The organism is Sphingobacterium paludis (assembly GCF_004364125.1).
In the GTDB taxonomy this organism is placed as follows: Bacteria; Bacteroidota; Bacteroidia; order Sphingobacteriales; family Sphingobacteriaceae; genus Sphingobacterium; species Sphingobacterium paludis.
Genome location: NZ_SNZV01000005.1, coordinates 178,158 through 195,456, shown reverse-complemented (window position 1 = coordinate 195,456; position 17,299 = coordinate 178,158). Strand labels below are relative to the sequence as shown.

Here is a 17,299-nt window from a genome sequence, read left to right as displayed (position 1 = left end):
TATTTCTATTAAAAAAACGTAATATTTGTATTTTTTTTAACAAAAGTTATAAATGCATGAAAAAATTTAAAAAATATGCTATTTTTGCTTTTCATTTAACCGATGCAGGTTAGGTGGCTATGTTATAATTTATTTACTATTAATATATTAACGATGAAACACAATTTTGGGGCAGGACCATGCATTCTTCCAAAGGAAGTATTTCAAGAAGCTTCCGAAGCAGTTATTGACTTTAACAATACCGGGCTTTCTATTCTTGAGATATCGCACCGTTCCAAAGAGTTCGAGCAGGTTGTTGTGGAAGCTGAAGCACTGGTGAGGGAGTTGCTTGACGTTCCTGCCGATTACTCGGTGCTTTTTTTACAAGGTGGTGCCAGTCAGCAATTTGCGATGGTGCCAATGAACATTTTACCGGAAGGTGGAAAAGCAGCCTATTTGGACACCGGCGTGTGGGCAACGAAGGCGGCTAAAGAAGCCTCCAAACTCGGTCATGTGGAAATCGTTGCGTCTTCATCGGATAAAAATTACACCTACATACCGAAGGACTTTGCGGTGCCCGCGGATGCATCATATTTTCATTATACATCAAACAATACGATCTACGGAACGGAAATATTTGACAAACCGAAAGTCAGTGTTCCTACCGTAGTGGATATGTCTTCAGATATATTGAGCCGTGTTATCAACGTCGCCGATTTCGATTTGATCTATGCAGGTGCACAGAAAAATATGGGCCCAGCCGGGGTAACCTTGGTTATTGTTAAGAATGATTTGTTTGGCAAATCCGGACGTATTGTCCCCAGTATCTTCGATTACCAGCAGCATGCTAAAGCCGGTTCGATGTACAATACACCGCCCGTGTACTCTATATATGTTTCCCTGCTTAACCTTCGCTGGTTAAAAGCAAAAGGTGGGGTGTCTGTCATTGAGCAAGAAAATATAATCAAAGCACGTACGCTGTACGAAGAAATAGAGCGCAACCCATTCTTCAAGGGAACAGCAAGCGAAGAAGACCGGTCCCGGATGAATGTGACGTTCGTTATGGATACGGAAGAACAAGAAGCGGCCTTTTTAGCATTAGCCAAAGAACGCGGTTTGATAGGACTGAAAGGACATCGTTCAGTGGGGGGCTTCCGTGCGTCAATCTACAACGCTTTAACCATATCATCCGTCAACGCTTTAGTGGATGCGATGAAAGAGTTTGAGGAAAAGCAAAAATCGTAAGCGATAATGTCAAAGCAATCGTCGTCATTTTTAAATTTCGATGTGTTACTTTTGACTTTTAACTTATCACTTTTAACTTTTTAATTTAAAAAATGAGAATTTTAGCAAACGACGGTATTGATGCAACAGGTAAGAAGCTGTTGGAGGATGCCGGTTTTGAAGTAGATACAAACCATATACCGCAGGACGAACTGGCGGAGAAGCTAAATGCCTATGACGCCGTTACGGTGCGTAGTGCTACGAAGCTGAGGCAAGCGTTGATCGATGTTTGCCCAAATATCAAGGCGATAGGCCGCGGTGGTGTAGGGATGGACAATATTGACGTGGAATACGCGCGTTCGAAAGGAATTGCAGTGATCAATACGCCGGCGGCATCTTCGTTATCTGTGGCCGAGTTGGTCTTTGCGCATCTGTTGAATGGTGTACGATTCCTATATGATGCCAATCGTAAAATGCCTATCGAGGGCGATACAAATTTCGCAGGACTAAAGAAAGCCTACGCCAAGGGTGTCGAGTTGCGTGGCAAAACCTTGGGTGTTGTCGGTTTTGGCCGTATCGGTCGAGAGACGGCAAAGGTGGCATTAGGGTTGGGTATGGATGTCGTGTATACAGATTTGTTTGATGGCCCAAAAACCTTGACCGTAACATTTTCTGGGGGCGTCACTGTTGACCTGCCCGTCAAGCAAGTTAGTTTCGAGGAGGTTTTGACAACATCAGATTTCATTACCTTACATGTTCCCTTCTTAGATAAGCCTGCCATAGGAAAAGAAGAATTTTCTTTACTGAAAGACGGAGTAGGGCTTGTTAACGCATCACGGGGTGGGGTGATTGATGAATTAGCCCTTGTAGAAGCGTTAGACGCCGGTAAAGTGGCCTTTGCGGCCTTGGATGTGTTTGATGATGAACCCACACCAAGAAAAGAGATATTAGCTCATCCGCGTATATCCTTGACCCCCCATATTGGTGCGGCGACCAATGAAGCGCAGGAGCGTATCGGTATCGAGCTTGCTTCCTTGCTTATTGAGCAACTGAAGAAGTAGGACTTCCGCATAACACATTTTATGCGGCACAATAGCTATGGAAAGCGGTTGTGCCGCATTTTTATTTAAAATCAAATCTGAAATAATTACTTTTACACGTTTTATAGAATAGTTTATTCGAATTATGAAAATTTTAAAGTTCGGCGGCACATCGGTAGGTAGTGCGCAGCGCATCAAAGGACTGCTCGATATTGTAGATCCAAAAGAGCGACAAATTGTTGTATTATCCGCCGTAGCAGGCACAACCAATGCGTTGGTGGAGATTAGCCAGGCATTTCTAGCCGGGAAAAGAGAAACGGCTATTGAACTGATCAAAACACATAAGAATAAGTATGAGCATTTGATCAAGGAACTTTTCCAAACCGAGCAAGGACAAGAAAAAGGTAAAAATCTGATCGATTACCATTTTAACTATATATCTTCTTTAGGAAATGAAATGTTCACTCCTGTAGAAGAGAAGATTACCTTAGCGCAAGGTGAGTTGCTATCAACGACTTTATTTCACTTCCATCTGGAAGAGATCGGCGTTCCTTCGGTGTTATTGCCAGCTTTGGATTTCATGAAGATTGATGAGGATAATGAACCCATAGTGGAGTACATTGCGGAGAAATTATCTAACCTGATCAGCATTCACGGAAGCAACCAGTTATTTATCACACAGGGCTATATTTGTCGCAATTCTTTTGGCGAAATAGATAACCTCCGTCGCGGCGGATCAGATTACACCGCTTCGCTAATCGGCGCCGCCATACAGGCTGACGAGGTGCAGATCTGGACCGATATTGATGGCATGCACAATAATGATCCGCGTGTGGTGAAAAACACCTCGCCGATAGCAAATTTGAGTTTTGATGAGGCCGCTGAATTAGCCTACTTCGGAGCGAAAATATTACATCCACAAAGTGTATTTCCTGCGCAAAAGTACAATGTGCCCGTGCGGCTGTTGAATACGATGGATCCGCAAGCAACCGGAACCCTGATAAGTAAAGAAGGTGGCACAACGGGTCAAATAAGAGCGATTGCGGCAAAGGATGATATCACGGCCATCCATATACACTCTTCACGTATGCTCTTGGCGTATGGATTTCTGAGAAAGATTTTCGAAATATTCGAGCGCTACAAAACGCCAATCGATATGATTACCACCTCCGAGGTAGCCGTTTCTTTAACAATCGATGATACGCGGAACTTAGGCGATATCATTAAAGAAGTTGAAGATTTCGGTCGCGTCAGCGTAGATCACAACCAAACCATAGTGTGCGTAGTGGGTGATTTTAGTGCAAATACGCATGGCTATGCTGCGCGCGTACTTGACGCCGTGAAGCACCTTCCGCTACGGATGGTTTCCTATGGCGGTTCGGACTATAATGTATCGATGGTATTGGATACCGAACACAAAACGGAAGCGTTAAGGTCGTTGCACAACAGATTATTTTAACTATTAAGGGCGTATGTTGTTTAACAAATTGCAAGAAGAAAAAATTAAGAACTTCGAAACACCATTTTATTATTACGATCTGAACCTTTTGCAGGAAACCTTGACCAAAGCCAAGCGTGCAGCAGATCTGCGAGGCTTTCATGTGCATTACGCCTTGAAAGCAAATTTCAACGATCGCTTGCTGGCTGAGATACAGCAGCAAGGCTTTGGCGCGGATTGCGTGAGTGGTAATGAAGTACAGAAAGCCATTGACACCGGGTTCCCGGCCAACCAGATCACTTTTGCTGGTGTGGGTAAATCGGATAAGGAGATTCGTATGGCCCTTCAGCATGGAATTTTCACGTTCAACGTCGAATCCATACAAGAGATGGAAGTCATCAACGAACTGGCTGCCGAGGCGGGGGTAATGGCGAATGTTTCGTTACGCATCAACCCAAATGTTGATGCGCATACACATCATTATATCACCACGGGGTTAGATGAGAATAAATTTGGCGTACCGACCTCGGAGTTAGAGCAAGCTGCTGCTGTCATCCGAAAATCGACGAATGTGGAACTGATGGGTTTGCATTTCCATGTAGGATCGCAGATTACCGATATGAATGTGTTCAAAAGCTTATGCGTGAAAGTAAACGAGTGGAAAACCTGGTTTGAGGAGCGGGGTACCCAAATCCGTATTCTTAACGTTGGTGGCGGACTCGGCGTGGATTATCAACATCCGGATACCAATCCCATTCCCGATTTTGAAGCGTATTTCAATGTGTTTGATAAATTCCTTGAGCGCACCGCACAGCAGGAGGTACATTTTGAACTTGGCCGTGCGTTAATCGCGCAATGTGGATCTTTAGTAAGTAAAGTGCTCTACACAAAAAGCGGTGTCAAAAAGCATTTTCTGGTGCTGGATGCCGGTATGACAGAACTGATGCGCCCCGCGCTCTATCAAGCTTATCATAAGATAGAACGTGTAGGTGAAGATCAACAAGCGAAGCTCAACTACGATGTCGTGGGTCCAATTTGTGAAAGCTCAGATTGCTTCGGGAAAGAAGTTCCACTGCCGGAATCCAAGCGCGGCGATTTGATAGCCATCCGCACCGCCGGTGCATATGGTGAAGTGATGGCATCCCGATATAACCTTCGCGATGAGATTCGATATGTCTACAGCAGTGATTTGTAAATCGCGCGACATGTATAAGGGCTTCCGGTTTTATGGGAGCCCTTTTGCATAGGCCGATAGTATTCATCGGATAAGAAATATGCGCTAAGGTTCCGATATACGAAAAATAAACCCCGAGCCGTATACCGTTTCGATGGATAGCCGTTGAGAATGTTTCAGGAATTTTCGGATACGGGAGATAAATACGTCAAGACTTCGCCCCATAAAGTAGTCATTCTCGCCCCATATCTGTACCAAGATATCTTCTCTGCGTAAAAGCTTTCCTTGATTCCTATACAGAAAAAGCATAACCTGCATTTCCCGCAACGTAAGATCGATCTGCTTGCCATCCGGAAAATGCATTTTATGGGTGTTTTGGTTAATCTGCATGTCGCCAATTTGGGTCACAACAGGATCCGTTGGTTCGGTCGCCGCCTTTATATGTTGAAAATCTAAACGTTTTAAAATATTCCGGATACGTAACACCAATTCGTCAACATCGAAAGGTTTGGTAATGTAGTCATCAGCGCCAATATTAAGCCCCTGAAGACGATCTTTTTTCTCTCGCCGTGCGGTCAGAAACAAAAAAGCTTGGCTATCCGATCGCTCGCTAATCTCTTCCGCTAATTGGAAGCCATTATAATCCGGAAGCTGCACGTCGATAAGCATCAAATCAAAAGTTGGTAAGGAACAAAATGCATCGTGCGCGTCCGAAGCGCTTTTCACCCAAACGACTTCGAATCCGACCATTTCCAGGTATTGGGATACCACATTGCCTAAGTCTGCCTCATCTTCAACATATAACAACCTTCTTTTTTTCTCCATCGCAAATGCCTATTTAATGTCGATTAATTAATCCAAATGGTAAAAATGGTCCCCACGTTTTTTACACTTGCAATCTCCAAACGCCAGCCATGTGCCTCGGCGACCTTTTTTACATAAAATAATCCTAATCCAAGTCCCGGTCTGTTCAGGTATTCTTTACCCCGATAAAATTTCTGAAAAATAGTCTGAAATTGCTCCTCATGCATGCCGATGCCGTTGTCGCTTATTTCAATACCAATCAAGTCTTGCTTCTCCAGCAACCTGATTTTGATGGTCTTTATGGTAGCCGTATTATATTTGACGGCATTGTCAAAAATATTATACACCGCGGTTGTGAATAGAAACTTGTTTAGTTTTATCTCCATATCGGGGTGCTGCAACTCGTTTATAAATTTTAGCTTGACATCCTGCTTAACAGATAGCGTATAATCACTGACCGATTCTGTTAATAAGGGCACCAATTTAAAATTCTCTTTCTCGAGATTGTACTCGTTTAATTCCGTAATATTTAAGGCTTGTTTAATCAGCTTTTGTAGGCGCAACGATTGCCGTGCGATAATAGACGTAAACTCATGGATCTTCTCGGGAGTCGCTGCGCGCTCCAAATTTTCTATACTTCGGTTGGCCACGATGATTGTAGTAATAGGGGTATGAAATTCATGCGTGATGCTATTTAAAAAGTCAGATGTCATTTCCGTCATTTTCTTTTGTCTGACCCAGCTTCGGTAGGTCAGAAAATAGATCCCTATAACCAAGGATATGGCAATGACCGATAAGATTAGTGTAGGTGCCATCTGCCTAATTATTCGGTAGAAACGTGAATCGGGATTATCAGCATGCAACTCAAACGCAATCTTGTACGAGTTGTCTTGCGGGCTGCTTACCGTAAGTCCTGTAATCTGATTTTGTTTATCGACGACATTCAGTGTGCCATCAATCACGATATAAGGCCTGTCATGGTTTAGCTGCCACCTACCTTTCAAAATCTTGTGGTAATTTCTTCCGTCAAACGTAATCTCAAAGTCCGTAATGATCAAGACATAGTTGAGCGTGGTATCCAGCGAAGCATTCGCGATAAGCTCACGGAATAGGCTGTCTGCGTTACTGCGCGACTGCAGCGAGGTGAATAGGGTGTCGCAAAACCTTTGCGCGACTCGGTCAAACTCATCAGGCCCGCGCTCTTCAGCAGCCCGAAAAATAGGATAGTAAGGCCGGATGATAGAATCAATAAGTTGCTGCCCGCCTGGGAAAAGCTTATCATTCAACATCAGACTACGGTAGGCGCTGTCCAGAATCTTGCGCTCCTGTACCTGGTATTGGTTATTTCGTAAGACGAAGGTGTTGTAAATCAATATATATTGTACCGCAAACAGTATAGCGAAACTGACGATCGATATGGGGATGTGTTTTTTATTCATGTGTTCGTGCGGAGCTCCTATTGCACGTCGATTCGACGTCAAACTTTATGCGATATTACGATAAAAATCGAATATATTCTTTCTTGATGATTTAGAAAATTGCCATTAACAATCCGTTAACAATTCATTAGGAAGTCATTAACAGCTATCTCGCGAAAGAAGGTCTTAATTTGCTGATAGTTAGTTTGGGATGTATTATACATTGCCTAAATCGGAAATCATCTGAACGAGCTGGTATGCATCTAAATGCACAACAAAAACCCTTCACTAAAGTATGACAAACAAGACAACTAAGAATTGGCTGATGGTTTTGCTGGGAATAGGTATGTTCCAAAGCCCCGCGATCATGGCACAACAACAGCAGGCTGACAAGGCTAGAAAAAGCAGTCTGTCGATTGCGGAACAGCCAGCATTGGCACCCGTAGACTATGTAAACACGCTGATGGGCACAGACTCCAAAGTGTCGCTATCGAATGGCAATACGTATCCCGCCGTAGGTCTGCCATGGGGTATGAATATGTGGACGCCACAAACCGGTAAGAATGGTGATGGCTGGCAATACACCTACGCGTCGGATAAGATTCGGGGTATCAAACAGACGCATCAACCTTCGCCTTGGATGAATGATTATGGACAGTTCTCGCTGATGCCTATATCTGGGCACGCCGAATTTGACCAGGATAAAAGGGCAAGTTGGTTTTCACATAAATCAGAAATTGCAAAGCCCTACTATTATGGTGTTTATCTAGCTGATCATCATGTGATGGCGGAGGTAACGCCAACAGAAAGAGCGTCCATGTTTCGCTTCACCTTTACTGGTGCTGACAGCGCTTTCGTTGTGCTAGACGCTTTCGACCGAGGTTCAGCGATTGAAGTTATCCCGGAGAAGAATATGGTAATTGGCTATTCCAGCCGTTATAGTCGCGGAAAACTTCCAAATTTTAAAAACCATTTCATCATCGTCTTTGACAAGCCTATCGACAATTTTCAAATTTTGGAAGAAGGTAAAAAACTGGACGGAAAGAAAACATCAGGAAAACATGCAGGAGCTATTATCGGCTTTGCCAAAAGTGGCAAACAGCAGGTTGTGCAAGCAAAAGTAGCATCATCATTCATTAGCGCAGAACAGGCGCAGCTGAACCTGCAGGAGCTCAAAGATAATTCTTTCGAAACCATTAAACAGCAGGGCCGCCAAAAGTGGAATGAGGTATTGGGCAAAATAGAGATCGAAGGGGCTACCGATGAACAGTACCGTACTTTTTACAGCACCTTGTATCGCACGGTGTTCTTCCCGAATAAACTCTACGAGATCAATAAGCAGGGTGAGGTCGTACATTACAGCCCATATACAGGCGAAGTGCTTCCTGGCTATATGTTTGCCGGTACGGGTTTTTGGGATACATTCCGGGCGCTCTACCCGTTGTTGAATATGTTGTACCCATCCATTAATAAAGAAATGCAGGAAGGACTGCTCAACTGTTATAAGGAAGGTGGTTTTTTGCCGGAATGGAGCAGCCCGGGCTTTGCCGATATTATGGTGGGCAACAACTCTGCGTCCGTCGTAGCTGAAGCTTACCTCAAAGGGCTGCGGGGTTACGATATCGAAACACTTTATAAAGCGCTTCAGCATGGTGCAAATAACGAAGGGCCAATGACGGCAGTAGGACGCAAGGGCGTAGCCTATTATAACGAATTAGGATACGTGCCTTACGATGTCGGTATCAATGAGAACGCAGCTCGAACACTGGAATACGCTTATGACGATTTCGCGATCTACCGCTTGGCAAAAGCTTTGAAACGCCCGAAAGAGGAAATCAAGCTATACGCAGAGCGCTCACAAAACTACAAGAAGCTTTTTGACCCAGAAACAAAACTCATGCGCGGCAAAAATAAGGACGGTAAATTTCAATCGCCCTTCAATCCCTTAAAGTGGGGAGACGCCTTCACGGAAGGCAACAGCTGGCATTATTCCTGGTCGGTGTTTCACGACGTGCAGGGGCTTATCGATTTAATGGGAGGGAACACCGTATTTGTCAATATGCTGGACTCTGTATTTAATCAGGTGCCCGCTTTTGATGATAGTTATTACAGAGGCGTTATCCATGAAATCCGGGAGATGCAGATTGCCAATATGGGACAATACGCACATGGAAATCAACCTATCCAACATATGATTTATCTGTATAATTATGCGGGTGAGCCTTGGAAGGCGCAATATTGGACGCGGGAGGTGCTTAACCGCATGTACAAACCTACGCCAGACGGTTATTGCGGCGACGAAGATAACGGACAAACCTCCGCTTGGTATGTTTTCTCCGCACTAGGCTTTTATCCGGTATGTCCGGCGATGGATCAATACGTTGTGGGTGCGCCACTTTTTAAAAAGGCGACCATACACCTGGAGAATGGAAAAACATTTACCATCGAATCGCCGAGCAACAGCGCGGATAACCGGTACATCAAGTCTGCAAAACTGAATAATAAGACATTTGATAAAAACTGGATTGGCCACGAAACCATATTGAATGGGGGCAATCTTGCTGTGGACATGGACAGTCAACCCAATACCTCGCGTGGAACGAAAAAGGAATCGGTTCCCTACTCATTTACATTAGATAACGACAAGTATTAATTTAAATAACAAGCAGATATACGATGAAAAAGTTGTTTTTTACAGCCTTGCTCAGTGGGCTGGCATTCCTAGCAAACGCACAAGATAGGTGGAGTCGTCTAGACAAAGATATGGAGGTTGCCGTAGCTGTAGATACGTTGACGAAAGGTAAATACAGTCTGGTTTACATTGATAAAGTGAAAGGTTTCGATGCTGTTGTGAAGCAACGGTTGATCGATACCTTTTTTAAAACCTATCCCAAATTGGCAAAGCAATATAATAAGCAAGCAACTACCAAAGTTGTCTTTGTGATGGATCCAGATTACGATGGAATTGCTGCGGCAGGCGGTGGCGTCATACGTTTTAATCCAGCGTGGTTTGCGAAAAATCCAGGCGATATTGATATTGTGACGCATGAAGGTATGCATTTGGTGCAAGCCTATCCAGGAAATGCTGGTCCCGGGTGGATCACCGAGGGTATTGCGGATTACGTCCGCTTTGTGGATGGCGTCGATAACGCCGGAGCAAACTGGAAGCTGCCTGATTTAAAACCTGAGCACACGTACGAAAATTCCTATAGAATCACGGCTCGGTTCTTCTACTGGCTGGAAACGAAAGTCAAAAAAGGAACCATAGTAAAATTAGATAAGACTATGCGCGAAAAGAAGTACGAAGCTTCGTTCTGGGAGAAACAAACGGGTAAATCTTTACAGGCACTTTGGGAGAGTTACAAAGCGAATCCAGCCATTTAGAAAATAATGATTAAGTTCGTGTGAAAGAAGACCGAATTGGGGCGAATGGCTTCAATTTGGTCTTCTTCATAAAAGAAGATATGATGAAATTAAGACATTTAGGTTTACTATTATTTTTACCCATTTTCGCTGCTGCTCAGAAGAATGAGCTCGTACAGTATGTATCGCCAATCATCGGCACGGCGAAAATGGGACATACGTTTCCCGGTGCGACGGTGCCATTTGGTGCGGTGCAGTTAAGTCCGGATACCGATACCATACCCTATGCTATGAACGGCAAATACAACGGGGAAGTTTACCAATATTGTGCAGGTTACCAATACAAAGACCAAACGATAGTAGGATTTAGCCATACGCATTTCAGCGGAACCGGCCATTCGGATTTGGGCGACATCGCCGTTATGCCAACCGTGGGGAAAGTACAACTAAACCCGGGGACGGCTGAACATCCGGAACAGGGCTACCGTTCGCGTTTCGATCATGCTAAGGAAACGGCCGAAGCAAATTATTACAAAGTGTTTTTGGATGATCCTAAAGTAACGGCAGAGATGACCACTTCCAATCGCGTTGGTTTTCACCGGTATACTTTTCCGAAAACGGAGGATGCTCACATCATTGTGGATTTAAAATCCAGCATTTATAACTATGATGATAAGAATGTATGGACTGTTGTCCGTGTCGTAAACGATAGCTTGATCACAGGGTATATGCAAAGTAATGGGTGGGCAAGGACGCGAACAGTATATTTCGCGATGCGCTTTTCAAAACCTTTTAAAAATTACGGTGCGAAGTTCGATGGCAAAGAACAGGTGTACAAAGGTTTTTGGCGAAAGTTTGATCAGACTGATAACTTTCCAGACCTCGCCGGCAAACAACTGAAAATGCATTTCGACTTTTCGGTAGCTGATGCTGAGCAGGTGCAAATGAAGGTCGCGTTAAGTCCCGTCAGTATGCGCAATGCGCTACAGAATATGGACGAAGAGGTGCCACATTGGGACTTCGAGCGGGTGAAAGAAGCTGGGCAGCAACTTTGGGAATCGGAATTGCAAAAGATCAAAGTAGATATGTTAGCGAAAGACGATTACGTTAACTTCTATACGGCTATGTACCATGCTGCGTTGATGCCTACCGTATACATGGATGCAAATGGGGAATACAAAGGGTTGGATCAAGAAGTGCACAAGGCCGATGGCTTCGTGAACTATACCTCGTTTTCACTTTGGGATACGTTCCGAGCTTTCCACCCCTATATGAATCTCGTTAACCCGGCACGCAATGCCGATATGGTGGCATCGATGATGGCGCATTATGATCAAAGTGCATTGAAGATGCTTCCTATCTGGTCACACTATGCCAATGATAATTGGTGTATGAGTGGTTACCATGCCGTGTCAGTAATCGCAGATGCCATTATTAAAGGCGTTTATAAAGGGGATGCGCGGGCGGCCTTGGCTGCTTGTGTGCAAACGGCAAATACAAGGCGCTATGAGGGTATAGGGCCCTATATCGACTTGGGCTACGTACCCGACGAGCTTTCTGGCACCTCCGTTTCCAATACATTGGAGTACGCTTATGATGATTGGTGTATCGCGCAATTAGCAAAACATTTGGGCGAAGAAGAGACGTATCAGACCTTCTCAAAGCGAGCAGAAAACTGGAAAAACCTGTTTGATGACCGTATAGGTTTTATGCGACCAAAAGATTCGAAAGGTAACTTCCGCGCAAAATTTGATGTCTTGGAAACGCATGGCCAAGGTTTTATTGAAGGAAATACATGGAACTACAGTCTCTATGTGCCGCATAATCCGGAGGGATTGATGGAGCTTATGGGCGGTAAGAAGCGTTTAGCTGTTTATTTGGACTCCTTGTTTACGATGCATTTGCCCGATAAGTTTTTCGCCAATACCGAGGATATTACGCGAGAAGGCATCATTGGTAATTATGTACACGGCAATGAGCCGGCTCATCACGTGGTGTACTTGCATAATCTTGCAGGCACGGCGTGGAAAGGGCAGGAGCGCATCCGAATGATTCTTAAGAACCAATACCATACGGGCTATGATGGACTAGGCGGGAACGACGATTGTGGACAGATGAGTGCTTGGTATCTTTTCAGTTCGCTAGGCTTTTATCCGGTGAGCCCTGCTAGTGACGAATACTGGCTAGGTAGTCCGGCGGTGAAACAGGCAACACTGACGCTCGCAGATGGTAAACTCTTCGAGGTGAAGGCTATAAACCAATCTGCAAAAAATGTGTATGTCAAAGAGGTGCTGCTCAATGGTAAAAAGCTTGATGGCTACAAAATCAAGCAGGCAGACATCGCTTCTGGAGGCAACCTAACCTTCGTCATGAGTAGCAAACCTACTAAATAAATACGTTAGGTACGGCTAGAAGCGTTGTGATGGAATAGGCTTAAAAAAAGCGCCGGGGATTAGCCCTGGCGCTTTTTTTTATAAATTAGCCTGTGGTCATCACAACTGTGCCACCTTGGCGTGTGTGATGTATTGAAAGGCAGCTGCATTATTTCATGTTCACGACCTTATCTACGACATAACGCGTATTGCCACGCCAAGGTAACACGCCATGATATTCTTTATAATGCAGGTCGAAGTACTTGCCGCTGTTTACCTCCAGTACGTTGAAAATCGAATCACTGACGATAGAGAATTCAAACTCATTGCTGGATATACCAGTACCCATTTTAGAACGCCCAAACCCTTCTTGGATGAGTTTGCCTTCGTAGGTCTTAAATAGGTTGCCTTTTTTAACAGCATAGTTAAGGTATCCGGATTTGACCCCCTCGCCGAAGACAAAATAATACCGGTAGTACACATATCCGCCGCCACAGAGTAGTAGTAAGACGAGGATCCAGCCTAACACTTTTTTGAGGGTTCCAGCTCTTTTATTTTCTGCATTATAAGTTGTTGCCATGGTTTTGATATTAGTTCATGTAGGTAAATATATCAACTTTTGTAATTAAACCATTTAATAAGCTCCTTAAAGCTCGCTTTTTTTCCATACATCAATATGCCTGTCTTGTAAATCCGGCCAGCCACCCAGGTGGTGAAAAGGAAACCAGCTATCAAGATAAGCAGTGACACCACAATTTGCCAAGTGGGAACACCGAACGGCACCCGCACCAGCATAGCGATGGGAGACGTGAATGGAATGAAGCTTAACCAGGTCGCAATTGTCCCATTAGGGTCATTGACTAACACGCCAAATGACAAGATGTAGGTCAATAGCAGAGGCATGGTGATGGGCATAGTGAACTGTGTTGCTTCCGTTTCACTGTCGACGGCCGATCCCACTGCTGCAAATAAGGCACTATAAAGGAAATATCCGCCTAGAAAAAAGAGGAAGAAGCAAACCAGCAGTTCGGCAACGTTGATCGATTGCAGCGCGTTCAAGAAATCCATGCCTTGGGCGGCGGCTTGACCTTGTCCCCCTTGCAGTGATTGTGCTGCCGCCTGCGAGCTGATATCTTGTTGATCGAAGATTAACGTCGTAGCTGCGCTCGTCAAAGCGAAAGTAAGCACCAACCACAATAGAAACTGCGTCAGTCCAACGAGCCCAATGCCGATGATTTTACCCATCATCAATTGGAAAGGTTTAACAGATGAAATAATCACCTCGACAATGCGGCTCGTTTTTTCTTCGATAATACCGCGCATTACCTGTGCGCCGTAAAGAAACAGGGATAAATACACCAACACCGACAGCGCCATCGCGATGCCCATAGCAACCTCCGTATGGCTTTCTTTTGCATCTCCATCTTCGCCGAGCTCCTTAGCCGTGATTAGTATCGTATCATCAATTTTTTTTATGTTTTCCCCATCGAGCCCCAGACGTTCATATTCTGCATTACGAATGATGTCCCTAAGTTGGTCCTTAACCTCGTTTTGGGTCGTGATATTGGGTTTGCCTGATGATAGCAACTCCACACGCCGTGTCTCGAAAAAATCTTTTGAAACGACTAGGATATTCGTGTTATCTTCTTCTTTTTTAAGATCTTCTATTTCTTTTTGTAATGCAACACTAGATGTGGTGAAGGTGAGATTTTTATTGCTCTTTAACCGATTGGCAACCGTGCCCTGCTCGTCGACAATATGCACAATAGCATGGGAGTCATCAAAACTCTTTTTTGTGAGGTAGAAAACCCCGACATACATCCCTATAAAAAAAAGAGGGACTAGAAATGTCGTCAGTAAAAAAGACTTCTTTTTGACGCGGCTGAAATATTCGCGTTGTATGATTAATGGAATTTTGTTCATAATGGATTAAAATGCGGGAGTGGTGCGGATTTGTGTGACTTTATCAATAAAAATATCGTGCATGGATGGGACGATCTCTTTGACCTGCTGTATCTCTACGCGTTGAATAAGGTAGGATAGGAGGTCATTCAAAGACGTTTGATCGGCAATTCGTATGGTCATTTCCCGTTCGTCATGCTCATGGTGTACCACCTGTTGTTCGACTATGTCGAAAAGATCATTGCTTTCCATCGTGAAATATCCTGCAAATTTCGGCTTGTAGGCGATCAGGAAGGTTTGGTTTTTGTAAGAACGTTTGATCGCAGAAACAGCCCCGTCCAAAATATTTTCCGATTTATTGATCAAGGCAATATAGTCACAAAGCTCCTCAACAGATTCCATGCGGTGTGTGGAATAAATAATGGTGGCCCCTTTTTGGTTAAGTTCCAATATTTCTTTTTGTATAATCTGCGCATTGACGGGATCAAAACCAGAGAAAGGCTCATCTAAAATAATCAAATCCGGTTCGTGCAGCACCGTAGCGACAAACTGTACCTTTTGCTGCATCCCCTTACTTAGGTCTTCCACCTTCTTGTCCCACCACGATTGCATCTCGAGCTTTTCAAACCAGTAGCGAATCTTAGTCGTCGCATCTGATTTTTTCAACCCCTTTAATTGGGCTAGGTACAGCATCTGTTCACCAATTTTCATTTTCTTGTACAAACCGCGCTCTTCCGGCAGGTAACCGATTCTTTCGATATGTTTAGGTTTAAGCGGCTCGCCATCAAAAAAAATCTCCCCACTATCGGGCGCTGTAATTTGATTGATGATGCGGATGAGTGACGTTTTACCAGCGCCGTTAGGTCCCAAAAGTCCGAAAATGCATCCTTTCGGCACCGAGATGGAGACATCGTGGAGAGCGAGATGGCTACTGTATTGTTTTACAATATTCTTAATTTCAAGCATCGAGGATATAATTTTCTCTAAAAATAACGGAAAAAAATGGGAAAATAGTGGTTCGCACGAAAAAAGGAGTTGTTTTTAGCTTCGAGAATTCTTTACCTTTGCGTATGATCATAAAGTCTGCAGAGTTTGTTTGTAGTAATACAGATGTAAAACTATTGCCTGCGCCTCAACTACCGGAATATGCTTTTATCGGCCGGTCGAACGTCGGCAAATCATCCCTTATCAACGCCTTAACACGGAAGAAGGGCTTAGCAAAAACATCCCAAAAGCCAGGGAAAACCCAGCTTATCAATCATTTTATCATCAACGGTGAATGGTATCTGGTGGATCTGCCGGGATATGGTTTTGCGCAAACCTCGAAAAAGAATAAAGCCGAATGGGAGAAGTTTATCCGTGCATACCTTACCAAGCGCGAAAACCTACAATGCATATTTGTCTTGATAGATAGCAGGCATGAACCTCAGAAGATAGACGTTGACTTTTGCTATTGGCTAGGCGAACAGGGCCTACCATTCCAGTTGGTATTTACTAAAGCAGACAAGCAGTCGGCCGTAAAGACGGATCAAAATGTTGCCAAATTCCGCAAAACATTACTCAAGTGGTTTGAGGAAGTACCTGCACATTTTATTACATCCGCGGAGATGAAAGCCGGAACAGAAGAAATACTACAGATGATTCATGGCGTTAATAGCGGTTTCGAAGCGCCCTCAATGCCATCAAGTTGATGAAAAAGTACCTTTCTTTGGTGCTTTTTGCACACAGTATATTTGCTTTGCCTTTTGCCATTATCGGTTTTTTCCTGGCGCTGCAAACAACGAACCATGCTTTCGAATGGAAAAAGTTGGTATTGATGCTCGTCTGTATGGTGACGGCCAGAAATGCTGCGATGGCCTTTAACCGCTATCTCGATCGGGATATTGATGCCGTCAATCCACGTACGGCTATGCGCGACATCCCGGCGGGAAAAATTTCGGCAAGAAACGCGCTATCATTTACCATACTTAACTGCTTGGTATTTATCGCCGCCACGTATTTCATCAATACCTTATGTTTAGTGTTGGCGCCCGTGGCCCTATTCGTCGTGTTGTTCTATAGTTATACCAAACGCATTACGCCCCTCTGTCATCTCGTACTTGGTATTGGCTTGGGCCTCGCGCCCATTGGAGCCTATCTGGTGGTAACCAACGCATTTCATATTGTTCCGGTATTGTTTGGCCTTGCAGTCATGTGTTGGGCAGGTGGCTTTGATATCATCTATGCCTTGCAGGACGAAGAGTTTGACCGACAACATGGACTAAATTCTATTCCGGCATATTTTGGCGGTCGTAAAGCGTTACGTATTTCAGAAGGATTGCATATGCTATCTTTCCTTTTCGTGCTTTTGCCTGCGTTCTACATCAGCGTAAGCTGGTTTTATTACGCAGGGCTCTTGTTTTACGGCGCACTGCTTATCTACCAACATCGTATTGTGTCACCGACGGATTTAACGCGCGTAAATCGCGCTTTCATGACCACCAACGGAATAGCATCTGTTATTTTTGCGGGGTTTTATTTATTGGATATTATCTTTCTTGTTTAGAGGAAGGTTATCCATATTTTTTGGAGGAAGTGACAAAAAG

At 44.2% G+C, this 17,299-nt stretch carries 14 protein-coding genes; 9 read left to right on the top strand and 5 right to left on the bottom strand.

Translation table 11 applies throughout. The annotated features are described in order from the left end of the window. Positions 1-153: 153 nt before the first annotated feature. The 4 genes from serC to lysA all read left to right on the top strand — a co-directional run bounded on the left by serC (position 154) and on the right by lysA (position 4,876). Entirely contained in the window at positions 154-1,224 is a 1,071-nt protein-coding gene (gene serC, locus B0I21_RS11145) for a 3-phosphoserine/phosphohydroxythreonine transaminase (protein WP_133640554.1), read from the top strand. A 92-nt stretch (positions 1,225-1,316) separates the two neighbouring features. Beyond that, the gene (locus B0I21_RS11140) at positions 1,317-2,264 is read left to right on the top strand and encodes a D-2-hydroxyacid dehydrogenase (protein ID WP_133640553.1); all 948 of its coding nucleotides are present in this window, start codon (positions 1,317-1,319) and stop codon (positions 2,262-2,264) included. A gap of 124 nt (positions 2,265-2,388) precedes the next feature. Continuing rightward, positions 2,389-3,702 (top strand): aspartate kinase, encoded by a 1,314-nt coding sequence (locus B0I21_RS11135; RefSeq protein WP_133640552.1) that lies wholly within the window; start codon positions 2,389-2,391, stop codon positions 3,700-3,702. A gap of 16 nt (positions 3,703-3,718) precedes the next feature. Continuing rightward, on the top strand, positions 3,719-4,876 hold the full coding sequence (gene lysA / locus B0I21_RS11130; protein WP_394346357.1) for a diaminopimelate decarboxylase: 1,158 nt from the start codon (positions 3,719-3,721) through the stop codon (positions 4,874-4,876). Positions 4,877-4,960: 84 nt separating this feature from the next. Here the strand turns inward: lysA and B0I21_RS11125 are convergent, their stop codons facing one another. Then, on the bottom strand, positions 4,961-5,680 hold the full coding sequence (locus B0I21_RS11125; RefSeq protein WP_133640550.1) for a response regulator transcription factor: 720 nt from the start codon (positions 5,678-5,680) through the stop codon (positions 4,961-4,963). A 23-nt stretch (positions 5,681-5,703) separates the two neighbouring features. After that, the gene (locus B0I21_RS11120) at positions 5,704-7,098 is read right to left on the bottom strand and encodes a sensor histidine kinase (RefSeq protein WP_133640549.1); all 1,395 of its coding nucleotides are present in this window, start codon (positions 7,096-7,098) and stop codon (positions 5,704-5,706) included. A gap of 346 nt (positions 7,099-7,444) precedes the next feature. Between B0I21_RS11120 and B0I21_RS11115 the strand changes: the two genes are divergently transcribed. From B0I21_RS11115 to B0I21_RS11105, 3 genes are all read left to right on the top strand, one after another. Next, positions 7,445-9,730, top strand: a complete 2,286-nt coding sequence (locus B0I21_RS11115) for a GH92 family glycosyl hydrolase (protein ID WP_133640778.1) — start codon at positions 7,445-7,447, stop codon at positions 9,728-9,730. Positions 9,731-9,753: 23 nt separating this feature from the next. Then, complete coding sequence (locus tag B0I21_RS11110; protein WP_133640548.1) at positions 9,754-10,461, top strand: basic secretory protein-like protein; 708 nt, start codon at positions 9,754-9,756, stop codon at positions 10,459-10,461. Positions 10,462-10,544: 83 nt separating this feature from the next. Beyond that, positions 10,545-12,833, top strand: coding sequence for a GH92 family glycosyl hydrolase (locus B0I21_RS11105; RefSeq protein ID WP_394346356.1), 2,289 nt, complete (start codon positions 10,545-10,547; stop codon positions 12,831-12,833). Positions 12,834-12,981: 148 nt separating this feature from the next. Here B0I21_RS11105 and B0I21_RS11100 read toward each other — a convergent pair whose 3' ends face one another. Genes B0I21_RS11100 through B0I21_RS11090 form a run of 3 tightly spaced genes read right to left on the bottom strand, consistent with a single transcriptional unit; the run spans position 12,982 to position 15,680 of the window. After that, a complete protein-coding gene (locus tag B0I21_RS11100; protein ID WP_133640546.1) occupies positions 12,982-13,392 on the bottom strand; it encodes a hypothetical protein in 411 nt (136 codons plus the stop codon). 32 nt (positions 13,393-13,424) lie between these two features. Beyond that, positions 13,425-14,735 carry an ABC transporter permease gene (locus B0I21_RS11095; RefSeq protein WP_133640545.1) on the bottom strand — a complete coding sequence of 437 codons (1,311 nt, stop codon included), beginning with the start codon at positions 14,733-14,735 and terminating at the stop codon, positions 13,425-13,427. A 6-nt stretch (positions 14,736-14,741) separates the two neighbouring features. Then, entirely contained in the window at positions 14,742-15,680 is a 939-nt protein-coding gene (locus tag B0I21_RS11090; protein ID WP_133640544.1) for an ABC transporter ATP-binding protein, read from the bottom strand. A 104-nt stretch (positions 15,681-15,784) separates the two neighbouring features. Between B0I21_RS11090 and yihA the strand changes: the two genes are divergently transcribed. Both yihA and B0I21_RS11080 read left to right on the top strand, forming a co-directional pair. After that, positions 15,785-16,405 (top strand): ribosome biogenesis GTP-binding protein YihA/YsxC, encoded by a 621-nt coding sequence (yihA, locus tag B0I21_RS11085; RefSeq protein ID WP_133640543.1) that lies wholly within the window; start codon positions 15,785-15,787, stop codon positions 16,403-16,405. Next, the gene (locus tag B0I21_RS11080) at positions 16,405-17,259 is read left to right on the top strand and encodes a UbiA-like polyprenyltransferase (RefSeq protein ID WP_133640542.1); all 855 of its coding nucleotides are present in this window, start codon (positions 16,405-16,407) and stop codon (positions 17,257-17,259) included. Before yihA ends, B0I21_RS11080 begins: the two co-directional genes overlap by 1 nt. The last annotated feature ends 40 nt before the right edge of the window (positions 17,260-17,299 follow it).